General features: G+C 60.1%; 14 protein-coding genes and 1 tRNA gene. 6 read left to right on the top strand and 9 right to left on the bottom strand.

Annotation, left to right across the window (positions count from 1 at the left end; translation table 11 throughout):
* The first annotated feature begins 165 nt into the window (after nt 1–165).
* Both VKT51_01005 and sseA read left to right on the top strand, forming a co-directional pair.
* Nucleotides 166–417: a hypothetical protein gene (locus VKT51_01005; protein ID HLJ82736.1), complete on the top strand. Its 252-nt coding sequence runs from the start codon at nt 166–168 to the stop codon at nt 415–417.
* A 27-nt stretch (nt 418–444) separates the two neighbouring features.
* Nucleotides 445–1,296: a 3-mercaptopyruvate sulfurtransferase gene (gene sseA, locus VKT51_01000; GenBank protein HLJ82735.1), complete on the top strand. Its 852-nt coding sequence runs from the start codon at nt 445–447 to the stop codon at nt 1,294–1,296.
* A 26-nt stretch (nt 1,297–1,322) separates the two neighbouring features.
* Here the strand turns inward: sseA and VKT51_00995 are convergent, their stop codons facing one another.
* On the bottom strand, nt 1,323–1,922 hold the full coding sequence (locus tag VKT51_00995; protein ID HLJ82734.1) for a hypothetical protein: 600 nt from the start codon (nt 1,920–1,922) through the stop codon (nt 1,323–1,325).
* A 173-nt stretch (nt 1,923–2,095) separates the two neighbouring features.
* Here VKT51_00995 and VKT51_00990 point away from each other — a divergent pair, with 173 nt between their 5' ends.
* Both VKT51_00990 and VKT51_00985 read left to right on the top strand, forming a co-directional pair.
* Nucleotides 2,096–3,310, top strand: a complete 1,215-nt coding sequence (locus VKT51_00990) for a hypothetical protein (protein HLJ82733.1) — start codon at nt 2,096–2,098, stop codon at nt 3,308–3,310.
* A 94-nt stretch (nt 3,311–3,404) separates the two neighbouring features.
* Complete coding sequence (locus VKT51_00985; protein ID HLJ82732.1) at nt 3,405–3,824, top strand: hypothetical protein; 420 nt, start codon at nt 3,405–3,407, stop codon at nt 3,822–3,824.
* 87 nt (nt 3,825–3,911) lie between these two features.
* Here VKT51_00985 and VKT51_00980 read toward each other — a convergent pair whose 3' ends face one another.
* From VKT51_00980 to VKT51_00965, 4 genes are all read right to left on the bottom strand, one after another.
* A complete protein-coding gene (locus VKT51_00980; GenBank protein ID HLJ82731.1) occupies nt 3,912–4,556 on the bottom strand; it encodes a dihydrofolate reductase family protein in 645 nt (214 codons plus the stop codon).
* A 373-nt stretch (nt 4,557–4,929) separates the two neighbouring features.
* A complete protein-coding gene (locus VKT51_00975) occupies nt 4,930–5,865 on the bottom strand; it encodes a copper amine oxidase N-terminal domain-containing protein (GenBank protein HLJ82730.1) in 936 nt (311 codons plus the stop codon).
* Nucleotides 5,866–6,060: 195 nt separating this feature from the next.
* Nucleotides 6,061–6,852 (bottom strand): 4,5-DOPA dioxygenase extradiol, encoded by a 792-nt coding sequence (gene ygiD, locus VKT51_00970; protein HLJ82729.1) that lies wholly within the window; start codon nt 6,850–6,852, stop codon nt 6,061–6,063.
* A 213-nt stretch (nt 6,853–7,065) separates the two neighbouring features.
* A complete protein-coding gene (locus tag VKT51_00965; GenBank protein ID HLJ82728.1) occupies nt 7,066–7,788 on the bottom strand; it encodes a class I SAM-dependent methyltransferase in 723 nt (240 codons plus the stop codon).
* Between the two features lie 315 nt (nt 7,789–8,103).
* On the opposite strand from VKT51_00965, the gene VKT51_00960 reads away from it, so the two are divergent.
* Nucleotides 8,104–8,198: transfer RNA gene (locus tag VKT51_00960), tRNA-Sec, on the top strand.
* On the opposite strand, the gene VKT51_00955 is transcribed toward VKT51_00960, so the two are convergent.
* Nucleotides 8,183–8,737, bottom strand: coding sequence for a GNAT family protein (locus tag VKT51_00955; GenBank protein ID HLJ82727.1), 555 nt, complete (start codon nt 8,735–8,737; stop codon nt 8,183–8,185). The genes VKT51_00960 and VKT51_00955 overlap by 16 nt on opposite strands.
* Entirely contained in the window at nt 8,724–9,290 is a 567-nt protein-coding gene (locus VKT51_00950; GenBank protein HLJ82726.1) for a GNAT family protein, read from the bottom strand. The genes VKT51_00955 and VKT51_00950 overlap by 14 nt, the downstream gene beginning before the upstream one ends.
* An 88-nt stretch (nt 9,291–9,378) precedes the next feature.
* Here VKT51_00950 and VKT51_00945 point away from each other — a divergent pair, with 88 nt between their 5' ends.
* Nucleotides 9,379–10,983, top strand: a complete 1,605-nt coding sequence (locus VKT51_00945; protein HLJ82725.1) for a retropepsin-like aspartic protease — start codon at nt 9,379–9,381, stop codon at nt 10,981–10,983.
* Between the two features lie 115 nt (nt 10,984–11,098).
* On the opposite strand, the gene VKT51_00940 is transcribed toward VKT51_00945, so the two are convergent.
* The gene (locus tag VKT51_00940; GenBank protein HLJ82724.1) at nt 11,099–11,440 is read right to left on the bottom strand and encodes a PilZ domain-containing protein; all 342 of its coding nucleotides are present in this window, start codon (nt 11,438–11,440) and stop codon (nt 11,099–11,101) included.
* Entirely contained in the window at nt 11,437–12,351 is a 915-nt protein-coding gene (locus VKT51_00935; protein ID HLJ82723.1) for a TIM44-like domain-containing protein, read from the bottom strand. The genes VKT51_00940 and VKT51_00935 overlap by 4 nt, the downstream gene beginning before the upstream one ends.
* Between the last annotated feature and the right edge of the window lie 6 nt (nt 12,352–12,357).

Below are 12,357 nucleotides of genomic sequence, written 5' to 3'. Positions count from 1 at the left end.
GTCGGCGATTTCTTAATTTGGTCTATTGCGCCCTGCGACACGCGCTAGAGGGCGCGATGACATCCGAGCGCAAAAATAACGCCGTGCTCGACGTTCTGCTCTTGAATGAAAAAACGCCAAGTCTAATCGTGGATGCAAGCGTCCTGAGGAGAAGTAGGTGATCCGATGAAAAGACCCGAGCCAAGAATAGCGATGGCGGTTGGAGCGTTTGCGGTCGGTGCGTTCGCGATCGGCGCTCTCGCCGTCGGCACGATCGCGATCGGACGCCTCGCGATCAAACGCGCATCGGTTCTCGACGGAAAACTTCGATCGTTGATCATCGGAGATCTGACTGTCGGACGACTGCGCGTCGATCACCTTGAAGTGACTGGCGAAATCGAGGCGCCCGACATCCAAACGCGCCGCCTCCATCCATGAATTTCACATGAGGTTCACAATCAAGCTATGATCGACGACCCCCTCGTCTCAACCGACTGGCTCGCGAGGCATCTCGAGGACCCGCACATCCGGATCGTCGATGCGTCGTTTGCCATGCCGGGCACGATGCCGCGCCCCGTCGACGAATATGCGAAGGCGCACATCCCCCGCGCGGTGTTCTTCGATGTCGACGCGATTGCGGATCGCACCAGTTCGCTGCCGCACATGTATCCTGCCGCCGAGCAATTCGCTCGAGATGTTTCATCGCTCGGGATATCGGACGACGATCTCGTCATCGCCTACGATTCTGGAAACTGGCTCGGCGCGTCGCGCGCGTGGTGGATGTTTCTCAGTTTCGGCCACGACAAAGTGAAAGTGCTAGACGGCGGCCTGAAAAAGTGGCTCCTCGAGGGCCGACCCACCGAAATGGGATTCGTCAAACCCGAGCCGGGCCGTTTCCGTTCGTCTCTCGACTCCGCTTTCGTCCGCGACAAGCGGCAGGTTCTCGCGAACGTCGAAAAGCGGGCGGAGCAAATCGTCGATGCGCGCGCCCGCGAGCGCTTCGAAGGCACCGTTGCGGAACCGTGGCCAGGCCGGCGATCGGGCCACATACCCGGCAGCCGGAGCGTTCCCTTCGGCGATCTGATCGATCCGGCGACGGGCGTTATGAAGCCGACGGCGGAATTGCGGCGAGCATTTTCAACTGCAGGTGTCGATCTTGAGCGGCCGATCGTGACGATGTGCGGTTCGGGTGTGTCTGCAGCCGTATTGTCGCTTGCGCTCTATCGGCTCGGTGTGCGCGGCTCGGCGCTGTACGACGGCTCATGGGCGGAATGGGGATTGCCGGACGGACCGGCGATCGCCACAGGACCCGCGTAGCCGGTCGCACCCCACTGACGGCGCGATCAGCGCAACGGCCAATCCTTGAAATTGTCGGCGTGACCCACGATAGCTTCCACCGGCCGATCTTCGCGCGAGCCGATAAATGCGGTCGCCCGCGCGTTGCCTTCGACGATCACATACGACCCGTCGATTTCCGCGGCGATCAGTCGGGAGAAGGTTTTGCCGGTCTCGAACTTTCGGCGAACGTCCAATATCGCTTTGACCGGCACCTTGAGGCTGAGCGCGCGGTCGCGAGCGTTTTCGATCTCCATCGCGCCTTCGCTCACAAGCCGGTCGTGATCGACGAGGGTCGACCATGGCGGCACCTTCGCATATTTGAATGAGCCGATTTCTGCTAATGTGAACCTGTGCAGCGTCCACGCAACTTCGCGCGGGAATCCTGTGAACAGCGACGACCGCGTGGCGTATCCCCGGTAGAAAAGCATGCTCAAGCGTGCGGCGTTGTGATCGGCATTCTTCAGATCGGGATGGCCGACTAACTCGGCGAGCGTATATCCGGACGGAATCTTGCACCGATCCCGATGTATCGGTGATTCGAGCTCAGCTCTGACGAACTCGAGGATCATTTCGTCTTCGGACGATTGGCGGATGAATTCCGGCACAATCGAACAATTGTCCGCCCAACGACGGAATCGCCTCTTTGCACTTACGACTGTTGAGCTCAACAGTTACGATTTTCGCCGGCTTTGGTAACGTAGTGTAAACTGGGTTTGTTTTTCGCCTCGTCGAAGACGCACGGAGAAGAACTGCTGGAAACCTTGGAGACCGTTGCCGAATGAAAGCTGCGCTTCTCGCGCTGATTGCCGCACTGCTCCCCGCTTTGTTCGCGATGCAATCTCCGTCCGTAAGCCAGACGACGGTCCGTGTCAACGTGCTGCAAGATGGCAATCCGCCCGACTGGGTCTACTTTCCGGTTTATAACCCTCCATCGACGACGCCAGAAGGGATCACCATCGGCCCCGACGGGCACATTTGGTTCACGGAATCCGCCGGACATAGTCTGGTCCGCGTCGAGATATTCGGCAGCCAGCACCCGATCGAGCTCGCGGCCGACGATCAACCCGGCGATCTAGCCGTAGGATCAGACCGCAAGTTCTACATGACCGACAATGGCAAGAACGCGATCGACGTCGTCACGAGCGATGGCGTTTCAACCCAATATCCAGTTGCCGAAGATTCAGGACTGCACGGCATTGCCGAGGGATCCGACGGGAATATATGGTTCGGCAGTCGCGCGCATATCAGTAAGTTGACGCCGGCCGGGCTTATGACGCGCTACGCCCTCAACGGAAATCCTGGAATCACGAGCGTTACCGCCGGCACCGATAGAAGTGTTTGGTTCGCCGAATCGCAGGCCTCGAAGCTTGCCAGAATCGTGCCCTCCAGCGGTGCGATCGCGTCATATCCGATTCCATGCGCGCCGCTGGGAATCGTGACGACGCCGGACAAGAATATCTGGTTCACGTGCGCGTCGGCAGTTGGTAGGATGACGCCACGCGGCATGGCTACCATATATCCGACAACCATTCGCCCGTCGGGAAGTATCACGGTTGGCCCGGATCATGCCCTTTGGTTTACAAGCGCTTCGGACCGTGCTTTGGGCAGAATCACGACGGGCGGTGAGCTGACCTACTTGAATCCCTTGGCCTCGTTCGGCGGCCAACCGTGGACTATCATAACTGGTCCTGACGGCAATCTGTGGTTCACCGATCATCTTCAGTCCGTTGGAATTTACGTGCTTCGGCAAATCTCGGTCATCCCAACTGGCTGGATCGCGACCGGGCCCGGTCAGAGTGAGATCGTAACCGTTGAAGAGACGAACTATAGCGGACCGTGGAAAGCCGTAAGCGCGAATCCGCCGGTCGCGACGGCCGAGCGCGGAACAAGTTCACATCAGTTCGTCATAACATCGGTAGCGCATGGCAAGACCATTATTGAGATATCGGATTCTTGCGGAAATCGCTTTGACGTCAGCGTTACGGTTCATTGAGCGCCACGCCGTGAAACGGAATCGGCGGATCTTGAATGTGCGGCTATTGCCTCTTCTCCTATTGATCATAAGTTGCTCCAGCCGCCAGAACTCCTTGTCCGCGTTTGTGACACCGTCGCCAACGATCGCACCTGCGTTGGTGCGTCATTATCAGCGCGGTAGCGTGCCGGCCCGCGCTGCCGAGTGGTTGTATCGCTGTATCAACGGCGATTGGGACTGGAGTCAGTTCGGCGGCGGGCCGAAGGATGCGCCTGCCAATCCGGTTGTCCGAAATAATCTGGTGCTTGCTGCGCAAAAGATTCTAAAGCCGTACGGCATTCCCAAATCAATGCGCTTCGTGGACAAGCGATCGTATGTAAGCAACGACGGGCATAACCGAACCGCGTACCGCTACCGCGTAACATTCACCCATGGCATTCTAATATTTATCTTCGCGGAGGATACCGACGGAAATGTCGGGGGCATGCTGATAAGCACAAAGGATTCCGGCTTCACGTTTTGGCGCTCCGGTTAGAACGCCTCGTAGCATCCCTCCGTCGCGGTAAATGCGGTAGACGAGAGACACAGCAGTCGGATCGATGTCGCCGACCCGACCGTTTGTCTAGTTCTTTGCGATCATCACATGCAAAGACGTGGCAGTCGACGCATGCGCTCGCACCTGATATCCGAGCGCCGGCACATCCAACCCCTCGAAGAGAGATTCTCCGGAGCCAAGCAAGACAGGGGCATACGCCAAGTGCATATCATCGACGAGTCTTGCTTGAAGATACTCTCGAATCGTCGCAACCCCGCCGCCCAGTCGGATGTCCTTTCCTCCGGCGGCTTCCCGAGCACGATCAAGCGCGTTCTCGATTCCGTCTGTGACGAAGTGAAATGTCGTTCCGCCGTTCATTGCTAGTGAGGGGCGCGCATGATTGGTGAGGACGAAGACCGGGGTGTGATACGGAGGAGTTTCGCCCCACCACCCTTTCCACGTATCATCCGTCCAAGGGCCGCGCACAGGTCCGAACATATTCCGGCCGAGGATCCATGCACCGATATTTTCGAAACCTCGGGCCACAAAGTCATTGTCGACGCCCGTTCCGCCGCCGTCTTCGCCGCCCATGGCATGGAAGGCGCGCGTCTTGAACACCCATTCGTGTAGCTCACGTCCACCAGCGCCGAGTGGGTTCTCAAGGCTCTGATGCAAGCCCGCCCCGTAACCGTCGATGGACATGCTGAAACAGTGTACGCGAAGTTTGGACACGCTTAACCTCGATTTTTCTGTTCCGCGAAGCCGGTCGCGCCGTTGCGGCGCGTAACGCATGAACGATGAGCCAGTTCTCCCGCGCTTGCCTCGAGGTCCTACAAAAAAGGCTGTGGTGACGGGAACGCGCAAGGGAAATTCGCTGAACGGCGATTAGGTGTTGGTATTTAGACTAGCAGATGGCAAATTCGTCGCCGTTGCGGAATACTTCCGCGACTATCCCGGATACTTGGCATTTTGGAACTGATTGCTGAAAGCCCACGCCGTGAACGGTCTGTTCGTCACCGGTCCACCGACGAGCGGTAGCCCCGCGGGCGCCACAAGAAGGCGGCCCGAGTAGAACTCGGGCCGCCTTGCGGCACTTCGAGGCGTCTTATTGAATCTGCAGCGGGTCGGTGAGCTCCAGCGTCACCGGCGTGCCTGACGGCACCGTGATATTGGCCTTGCTGTTCGAAGTCAGCATGTAGCCGCCAACCGCACCGATGAGGCCGCCTTGATTGCTGTCCATCGCCTTGCCGATCCAGTTCCCGAGCAGCATACCGCCGAGCGTTCCAGCCGCCTCCTTCGCGATCATCGAGCCCTGAATGGGGTCGACCTTCAGCACTTTGGCCGCGATGGGCTGCGGGTCCGAACTATTCGCAAGGGCGATCGAGTCGACTGCGATCTGCACGGACGGATTCGTCCCTTGAGCGGCGGCCTGCGCTTCGACCACCTTGCCGTAGATCGTGGCGCCGGCGAGTGCGGACGGCGCGTCTTGCGCGTTCTGAGACACCGTGAGCGTGACCGGCTGACCGATGTATGCGTTCTTGGTGTAGAGCGCGGTGTCGAGCGTCGCATTGATGATCGATCCGCTCGGGATGGCCGGCTTGGCGGCGGCGATGTTGATCGCGCCCGTCTGGTTGTTGTAATCGACATTGGCGCCGAGCGCTTCAGACACGAATCGGAGTGGGACCATCGCTATGGAATTCTCGAGGAACGGCGGCGCGTCAAGGAACACTTGGCGTCCGTCGACGACGGCCTGATTGGAGCCGATCTTCACCTGAACGGTGTTTGTGCCGGCGGTGGCATTGATCGTGCCGTTGTCGTTAGCGACGCCCGCGCTGAGCCCCTGGAAGATCGAGCGCATGGGGACGAAGAGCCGGCCGCCGCGTTGGACAGGCGCCTGCGACAGCGCTAGGTTCACCCCGTTCAGGACCACTTGATACGACGCGGCCGACGCCGGCATGGCGTACGCGCTCAACGCGATCGCAAGGCCGCACAAGAAAAGTGCGAGCCGGGGGAACCGTGGTGCGGAGATGGGGTTAAACATGATGATCCTCGCTTTTGTCGGGCTAAGAGCGAATCGCTCCTCTATTGACTACGCGCGTATTCACGCTAACGTTTCCGCCGGACATGAGAGGATGAAGAGGAAGCCTGAAAGCTTAGAAATTGATAAGAATTTGCGCCTTCGTGCGCTCTGAAGCGGCACGGACAGATCGTTTTGCTATGCGCAGTCGGCCAAGAGTCACGACGCCTGCGACCCAACGCGTACCGTTAGCATCGAAATGGATCCGCCATCAACGCCTTCGACGGGGAATGTGATAACGTCGTCGCGTTGCCTCGTTCCGATGACGTATAGCAGCGGCAAGTAGTGATCCGGTGTCGGAACCGAAAGGAGAGCCTCCTTCCCGAGCGTCTCGTAGTTTATAAGAGGCCTGGGGTCTCCGGCGAGCAGTAGGCCCCTTGCTTCGGTCTCGAAGCGGATCGCCCAATCGAACGGTTCTGGGTCGTGACGTCCCCACGCATACGTGTGGAGATTGTGCACCAAATTGCCGCTGCCAACAATCAACACACCGTCCTCGCGCAGCGCTGCAAGCTTGCGGCCAATCTCGAAGTGGAACGAAGGTGGCTGGGCCTCGTCGATGCTGAGCTGCACGATGGGCGTACTCGCTTCGGGGTATACGTGACGCAGCACGGACCACGTTCCGTGATCGAGTCCCCACGAGGTGTCTAGTTTGACCTCTAGCGGTGCAAGCATCTTTTGAACGCGCCGCGCGAGCTCAGGATCGCCGGGCGCAGGATATTGGATATCGTAAAGTTCCCGAGGGAACCCGCCAAAATCGTGGATAGTTCGCGGCGCCGTGCTGACCGTAACGCCGGTGTCAGGTACGAACCAATGAGCTGAAATGGCGAGAATGGCCCGAGGTTTTGCGATTTGTGCACCTATACGCCGCCATCCCTCCGTATAGTTGTTGTTGAGGACAGCGTTCATTGGATTGCCATGCCCAAAGAAAATCGCTGGAAGTATCTCTGCCATGGCGGTCCTTTCGGCTGCCGCTGCCCCAACTCATACTTGGGCCGCTAGTCGGTTGCGCGCTGCGATTCTAGGCCACGCCGATTTGCCTGAGCAACCCGACCAAATCATAAAATAACTTTTCTTCGACGATCTCACCATTGACCCAGTGCGCGACCGTACAGAACACCGGCGGCAAGTCATCCGGACTTTCTCTGTCGCGATAGAATACAATTCCTACGACGCTCGCTTCAAAACGTAAATCACCCACGGAGCTACGGTGGTCTCGTTGCTCCACGTATAAGACTCACTACGGGTTGCCAGCGGCCGCAGGGTTTGAATCGCGTTCAGACCGGCATTTGCGAATATCTCCTGGTATGTGTCGTCGGTACACAGGATATCTTCGACCGGTCTACGATCATGGTGATCGGTTACGATGATGCGTACGACATCGCCGGATTTAGCCGAAGCGTTCTCCGGAAAATCTTTGGTCGAAAATGATGCCCATTCATGCGTGTAGATCTCGGGAGACGAAACGATGCTGATGATGGCCCCCTTCGGTGTCAGCAGCTTACCGAGATCAGAAATGATTCTCCCCTTCAGCCCGCCCGGAACGTTGTCGAAAGTAAAGGCGGAGAGCACGAGGTCGAAATTCCCAACGCCAAGTCCGGTGAAATCATCGCCCGGAATCAAACGGTAATCGCCGGAAGGATCGGTGTCGCGAGCTAATCTAACCATGTCCTCCGAAATATCCACGCCGATGACGTCGAACCCAAGCGCTTGGAGAAATCTGGTCGATCTGCCGGTACCGCAGCCGAAATCGAGCGCTCTCTTTCCCGCCACGTGGTGGGCGATTATCGCCGGCAGGTCACGGTATGCGAGGAAGTACGTGTTGGCAAATTGGAGCGTGGAGTAGGCGGCGGCGCGGTTGGCGTCCTCATAGCTGTTTATGAAGTCCATCTTCTACCAATCCCCGCGCGTCGCTGCGATTGCTCCATCTTTAAGTCCAGACGCAGAGACCACTACACCGACTGATCTGCTCGGAACGTCCCCCAGAATTGCCTTAAACGCTAACACGTGTGGTTGGGTGACCGCTGTGCTCCAGTCCTTTGCTTGGAGACGATGAGGCGAAGTGCCGATGCGGACTAGCGAGATGCCTCGTCTCGTGTCACCCATCGCATTAGCAATCCATTAGCAGATCGCCGTTTTCCGGCCGATTCCGGGCTGTCGCGGGAACGCCTCAAACTCCCGTCAAATGGCGCGTTCCGCGACTGTGGGAGAAGTCTGCGGCTGGTGCCGCTGCCGGTCTTCAAAACCGTGTTGGGCTTCGCAAGGGGCCTGGTAGGTTCGATTCCTATCTTCTCCCGCCAGATATTTGTGAATCAGACTTGGCGCGGGCCATCCAGAGCAAATCGCGCCATGCGCCATCGTGATAGATGTAGCGCCGCAGCAACGCTTCGCGAGAAAACCCGCAAGCCTCGTAACAACGGATCGCGGCATGGTTGTCCGGGTACGTGCCGAGCTCCACGCGCCCTATCCGCAGCTCATCAAACGCGAGTTCGCACAGTGCGCTCACGGCAAACCGTCCAATGCCGCGACCGCGTGATGGCGCATCAAAGATCGCAATCGCAAGCTGCACTCCAGCGAAGGTCGGCGGCAGCAACGAACAGACGCCGATGACTTCGTGATCGCGGAGAATGGTGAAGTTGCGAATCGTCCGATGGCGGCGCCCGCCTTCATAGCCGGCCGAGAGCGCCACGTGCGATCGGGGAAGGTGATAGAGCGTCGATGCTGCTGCGTCGCCGCGGTTGAATGCCGCCGCGATGGCGGAGACGTGCGCCTCTGTTCGCGCGACAACCCGCACACCCGCCGGTCGAGGAGCAGCGATGGCGACGTCAGTCTTTGGCACGGTCGCGTCGCCACTCCTCATGCAAGATGCTCATGATCACGACGTCTTCATATTTGCCGCGACGATATTCGCGCGCACGTAAGACACCTTCGCGCGAAAACCCAGCCTTCTCGTAGCAACCGATAGCACGTTTGTTATCCGGATAGACGATGAGCTCGATGCGTAAGAGCGGCAGCGCGCGAAAGGCGCCGTCCACAAGCGTTCGCACCGCATCGGTACCGTAGCCGCCGCCCCAGTAGCGCGACTCATGCAACGCGATGCCCATTTCCGCGCGAGCACCGTGTAACGTCAGACCGGTCACACCGATGTCTTTGCCCGCGAGCGTCTGAATGATGAAGGTCGGCGTCGCCGGACTGATCGCGGCGCTCGCGGCCCACGCCCGTTCATTGGCTCGCGAAAGCGGAAGCCGTGTCATCAGCCACTCCCGCGCCGGCGATTCATTAAACCAGCGCAGAAGCTGTGGGACGTCTTCGGGCTCGATCGCGCGCAGCCGGACTTTCGACCCAACGAGCCACGTCGGCGGCAGCGCGCGCGAAGTCGGACGACGTTTCATCAGACCGCCGACTTTAGCGAGCCCAAGACAGGCTCCCTGGCGATGGGCGCGAGATGCAAACTCGCGGCGCTCCGCGAACGCACTCGGCATGACCGCCGCTCTTGTCGCAATCGCCGTCGCGCTTGCGACTGGCGCCACTCCCGCCCCGGCGCCCCCGATTCCGCTGCCGACTCCGCCGATCTTCCTTCCGACGGCGGGCACGTTATTTCTGCGGCACTCGCAAGCGTTTGGATTGCTGCCCGTCGGCAGCATACGATGGAGCGGCACGGTGACGTCGGGCGGCACCGAAGCCTCGTACGATGCCATCGCCGATGCGAAGGGGCACTTTCGGCAAGACTTCACGTTGCCGCTTTCGGCGCACGCCGAAGGCGATGACGGCGCGCACTTCTGGCAGCAAGACGAGAACGGCAATGTCACGCTCACGGACACGGACAACCATCACAATGCGGTGAGCCGTCTGCTTCGACTCAACGATTACAAATTTGATACGCCTGGCGCGAAGGTCACCGGTATCACCTACCTGGACGGACGCCGCGCGTATGTCGTTTCGACGAAAGTCGGTCAAGTCGATGCGACACTCTACATCGACGCGGCAAGCGCGCTCGTCGACGGCGGTGACTTCGCCGATAGAACGATCCGCTACAGCGCGTACCGGCGATTCGAAGGCGTGCCCGTTCCGACGCTCAGCGTCGACACCGATGCGACGGGAACGACTACGACGACCGTCGACGACGTCCACTTCGCGGCGCCGGTCGCGAGCTCGACGTTCACCGCGCCGACGCAGCGCGAGCCGGATATGCCGGCCGGCAAAGGCGAGGTCACCGTTCCGTTCGACACGGATCACAACCTGATCATACTCGGCTGCACCCTCAACGGCTCATCCGTGCATCTGCTGCTCGACAGCGGTTCATCCACGAGCGTCATCGACGCGCAGGTCGCCGCGCGATTGGGCATGCCGACCGGCGGCGTCGCTCACATCAATGCAGCTGGAGAACTGACCGGCACGGTGACGCGCGCCACGACACTTGGGATCGGCGACGCGGTCTTCCACGATTTCGTCATGGAAGCGGTTCCGCTCCAATTGCCCGCCTCACTCGCGCGCGATCACATCGACGGCATCGCCGGCTACGACATCTTCGCGCAACTCGTCGCGCGGATCTCATACTTCGATTCCAAGGTCCTCTTCATGCTGCCGAGCGCGTTCACGTACAAGGGCACCGGCGCGGTGCTGCCGCTCGCGATCGACAATCGCGTTTCGCGCGTAGACGCAAGACTGGGCCGCAGCGATCCGGTCACCTTGACCTTGGACACCGGAAGCGACGCTGCGCTCGTGCTCTATCGCGAGTACGCGGACGCGCACGCCAACGATTTTGAAACGCAGAATTCCGTGGTGAGCAACGAATTAGGCGTCGGGACCCAGGGTCCGGTCACGCCGGATCTAGCCAGCAATCAGCGCGCGATACAAAGCGCCCGCGGCGCGGGCGGCGGCGAGATCCCGGTGCGCGTCACAACCGTTTCGCAACTCAGCCTCGGCGATTTTTCGCTCGTCGATCTCTTCACGCAAGTCGTGCTGCACGCGACAGGCGCATTTGCGCCGACCGTGTCGGACGGCATTGTCGGCGCAGGCGCGCTCTCGCAGTTCGGCGCGGTATTCATCGACTATCCCGGCCGCCGTCTCATCCTCGAGAAATAGCGACCGAAGGAACCGACGCGATCTAATGAAGGGGCCGACGTCAGTCGGCCCAAGCGAACGTTACGTGGGCCGACTGGCGTCGGCCCCTTCAAAAGAGCCCTTCAAGAGAGCCCCTTCACGAGCGGGCGGCGCGGCTTTCAACGAAGGTTGAGATGCGATCCATCTGATCGTCGGGGAGGCGGATAAAGGCCACGCCGAATTCGCCGACTTCCGCGGTGCGCACGATCGTGGCCTGAACGTTGATGGTCGCATCGAGATCGATCGGCAAGTGGATCACGATCTCCGTGCCGTTGTCGAGCTGTTCGTCCGTGAGCAAAAGCACGCCGCCCATGGAGATGTTATCGACGGTAGCGGCGCAGATGCGCCGCGTGGCTGGTATGCTGAACGTGACCGGCATTGAAATGTTGAAGCGCGGAGCGCCGCGCCGATCCGATGGCTGCTGACCCTCGAAGCTCACCGCGTCTGCTCGATCGTATCTACGACCCAATCCGCCGACGTCGTCCGCGAGTACGCGCCGCAATAGTCGCACTTGCCGTTGTTGAGGTGCAGCGGCGCGCCGCAGTTCGGACACGTGGACGCGAGCGCAGTCGAGCCCACAACGCTCTTCGCATCCGATCGACGGATGAACGTCCAGTACTCGGTGAACGTCTGCTGATAGCGGTCGCCGGAGACGACCTGCTTGGTACGGTCGTCGATCGTGTAGTCGGTCATGCTCGCGGTCATGGCCACCACGATGGAATCGAACGGCGTGCCGGCGCGCACGTCCACGATCCGAGCGCTGCCGATGACGATGTTCTCGAGCACGTCGGTCTGATGCGCTGCGATCAGCTGATCGGTCTGCATCTTGTGGCGCTCGTAAAGCGCGTCGCTCATCACGTCACGCGCTATATCCTGGTCGCGCGCGTTCCATGCCTGCTGCAGTTTGAAGAAAGCGGTCTGCGCACGGTCGAGGAATGCGCGCTCGTCGAAATTTGGATCGCGCCGCTTGATCGTTGCCAGGCCTTCTTCCACCGTGCTGCGGTCGAACGTCGTGGACGGCATCGGAGTGGCGAGCATCGTCGACTGCACGCCTGAATCCGGCGTGCCGGCCGAGAAGCCCATGTTCGCCGCACGGCTCCGCCGGCTGATCGCCCACAGTATGATGAGGAAAAAGAAGAGTCCGCCAAAGCCGCTGCCGTGACCTAAGAACAGCAGGGGCCACAGACTAAAGAGGCCGCCGCCAAAATCATCGCCGCCGAAACCGCCGCCCCCGCCCCCGCCGAATCCCTGGCCTCCGCCGGCGCGAGCCAACGCCTCGGTCGGGCCGATCAACGCAAGCGTGACGGCGGCGGCTATGCGCGCGAAGAGGTAAAAGCGAGACGGCTGCATGCTGCG

This window comes from Candidatus Eremiobacteraceae bacterium (genome assembly GCA_035295225.1).
GTDB lineage: Bacteria > Vulcanimicrobiota > Vulcanimicrobiia > Eremiobacterales > Eremiobacteraceae > JABCYQ01.
This window is presented reverse-complemented; position numbering and strand designations above follow the sequence as displayed.

Excerpts from the sequence above, each read along its gene's own strand:
- sseA (HLJ82735.1), top strand. The coding sequence starts at position 445 with ATGATCGACGACCCCCTCGTCTCAACCGACTGGCTCGCGAGGCATCTC.
- ygiD (HLJ82729.1), bottom strand. The coding sequence starts at position 6,852 with ATGGCAGAGATACTTCCAGCGATTTTCTTTGGGCATGGCAATCCAATG.
- VKT51_00945 (HLJ82725.1), top strand. The coding sequence starts at position 9,379 with ATGACCGCCGCTCTTGTCGCAATCGCCGTCGCGCTTGCGACTGGCGCC.
- VKT51_00975 (HLJ82730.1), bottom strand. The coding sequence starts at position 5,865 with ATGTTTAACCCCATCTCCGCACCACGGTTCCCCCGGCTCGCACTTTTC.
- VKT51_01005 (HLJ82736.1), top strand. The coding sequence starts at position 166 with ATGAAAAGACCCGAGCCAAGAATAGCGATGGCGGTTGGAGCGTTTGCG.
- VKT51_00950 (HLJ82726.1), bottom strand. The coding sequence starts at position 9,290 with ATGAAACGTCGTCCGACTTCGCGCGCGCTGCCGCCGACGTGGCTCGTT.
- VKT51_00935 (HLJ82723.1), bottom strand. The coding sequence starts at position 12,351 with ATGCAGCCGTCTCGCTTTTACCTCTTCGCGCGCATAGCCGCCGCCGTC.
- VKT51_00990 (HLJ82733.1), top strand. The coding sequence starts at position 2,096 with ATGAAAGCTGCGCTTCTCGCGCTGATTGCCGCACTGCTCCCCGCTTTG.
- VKT51_00965 (HLJ82728.1), bottom strand. The coding sequence starts at position 7,788 with ATGGACTTCATAAACAGCTATGAGGACGCCAACCGCGCCGCCGCCTAC.